We start from the raw sequence: 2,416 nt of genomic DNA on the forward strand, positions 1-2,416 counted from the left end.
ACGATACGTATCCGTTGTATGAAATTCAGGGATTGTCAGAGCTTAAGCAGGATTTGATTAATCATATTCTTATTTTTGAGAACTATCCGGTCGAGGAACAAATCGAGCAATTAGGTAGCGGTGAGGCAGCCAGCTTCACCATTACAGGAGCCGAGTCCGTCGAGCAGACCAACTATGACTTTAACCTGGTAGTGCTGCCGGGGAACACCATTCACATGAGCTTCGGGTATAATGCCCTGGCCTTTGAACGGGAAAGTGTAGAGCAAATTCGAGGTCATCTGGTACAGCTGCTGGAGCAGGTGACAGCGAATCCAGACATCCGTGTACATGAGCTGGATATGGTTACGGTGCAGGAACGCGAGCAAATCGTTGAGGTCTGGGGCAATACAGCGGCAACCTATCCAAACGAGCAAACGATTCACGGCTTGTTCGAGGCGCAAACGGCGCAGACACCGGAGCACACAGCCTTGTTCTTCGAAGGAGAAACGCTGACTTATCGCGAGCTGAATGAACGCGCCAATCGTCTGGCTCGTACCTTGCGCAGTCAAGGCGTGACGAAAGATCGTTTGGTGGGTCTGATGACCGAGCGGTCGGTGGACATGCTTGTGGGGATCTTCGGGATTTTAAAAGCCGGAGGTGCGTATGTCCCTATCGATCCGACGTATCCAGAAGAGCGCATCCGCTATATGCTGGATGACTCGGGAGCGAAACTGCTGTTGACACAAAGTCATCTGGTGGACAAAGCAGTTATCGATGGTCAAGTGCTGGTGCTGGATGGAGCACAAAGTGTGTATCACGAGGATGGCTCCAACCTGGAGCCGGGGTCCGGTTCAAACGATTTGGCGTATGTGATCTATACGTCAGGGACGACGGGGCAGCCGAAGGGCGTGATGCTGGAGCACCATGGGCTGTGCAATCTGAAAACGTATTTTGATCAGACGCTCAAGATCCGTACGTCGGATCATGCGCTGCTGTTCGCCAGCTACTCGTTTGATGCAGCTTGCTGGGAAATCTTCCAGGCGCTGTTCTGCGGCGCCACGTTATATGTGCCAACGACAGAGACGATTTTGAACTACGAGCGGTTTGAGCAATATATGGCCGATCACCACATCACGGTGGCCGCTTTGCCGCCGACCTATGCGGTGTATCTGAATCCCGGACGGATGCCACACCTGCGTATTTTGTTCACCGCGGGTTCAGCCTCTTCCACCGAGCTGGTATACAAATGGAAGGATCAAGTGGCGTACTACAATGGCTACGGTCCAACCGAAAACTCAGTGGCAACGTCGATCTGGCCGGTATCCGAGGATGAAAGGGCAGGCCAACTCATTTCCATCGGTCGTCCTATGCCGAATCACCGGGTGTACATGCTGGATGTGCATGGACATTTGGCTCCGGTCGGCGTAGCAGGTGAACTGTGCGTATCTGGTCCGGGTCTGGCGCGTGGATATTTGGATCGTCCAGAACTGACGGCGGAGAAATTTGTACCGAACCCGTTTGCGGCTGGCGAAGCAGGCTATGAACGAATGTACCGTACGGGGGACTTGGCGAGATGGATGCCCGACGGCAACATCGAGTACTTGGGCCGGATCGATCATCAAGTGAAAATCCGGGGCTACCGGATCGAACTGGGCGAGGTCGAAGCACAAATATTGAAAGTGGAGGACGTGCAAGAGGTCATCGTCCTGGCCCAAGCGGACGAGCAGGGACAAAACCAACTGGTGGCGTACTATGTCGCTGAAAGAGACGTCAGCGCGAGTGAACTGCGCGGCTTACTGGGTGAGGATCTGCCCAACTACATGGTGCCTTCATACTTCATCCAGCTGGAGCAGATGCCGCTGACACCGAACGGAAAAATCGACCGCAAGGCCCTGCCGACACCGGAGGGCAGCCTGCAAAGCGGAGCGGATTATGTAGAGCCGCGCACAGCACTGGAGCAGACGTTGGTTTCGATTTGGCAGTCTGTCTTAGGAGCGAAGAGAATCGGGATTTTGGATAATTTCTTTGACCTCGGCGGCGATTCGATCAAAGCGATTCAGGTATCGTCCCGCTTGCTGCAAGCGGGCTACAAGCTGGACATGAAGGATTTGTTCCAATATCCGTCCATTTCGCTGCTGAGCGGTCATGTACAAAAAGTGAGTCGTACGGCCGATCAGGGCGAGGTATCAGGCAGCGTCAAGCTGACGCCGATTCAGCAATGGTTCTTTGGACAAGCCTCGGCAGAGCCGCATTATTTCAACCAATCGGTGATGCTGTATCGAGCAGAAGGCTTTGACGAAGCCGCATTGCGTCAAACGATGACCAAGCTGACGGAGCATCATGATGCGCTGCGTATGGTCTTCCGTCAGACCGAACAGGGCTATGAAGCGTGGAATCGCGGTGTGAATGAAGGTCAGCTGTACAGTCTGGACGTTGT

1 protein-coding gene is annotated in these 2,416 nt (G+C 53.8%); it reads left to right on the forward strand.

Features of this window, described 5'->3' with window-relative positions; all coding sequences use genetic code 11:
• On the forward strand, positions 1-2,416 hold a 2,416-nt coding region (locus tag MMB75_RS25945; protein ID WP_277511610.1), incomplete at both ends, for a non-ribosomal peptide synthetase.

It is taken from the genome of Paenibacillus sp. P2(2022) (assembly GCF_029522175.1).
In the GTDB taxonomy this organism is placed as follows: Bacteria; Bacillota; Bacilli; order Paenibacillales; family Paenibacillaceae; genus Paenibacillus; species Paenibacillus polymyxa.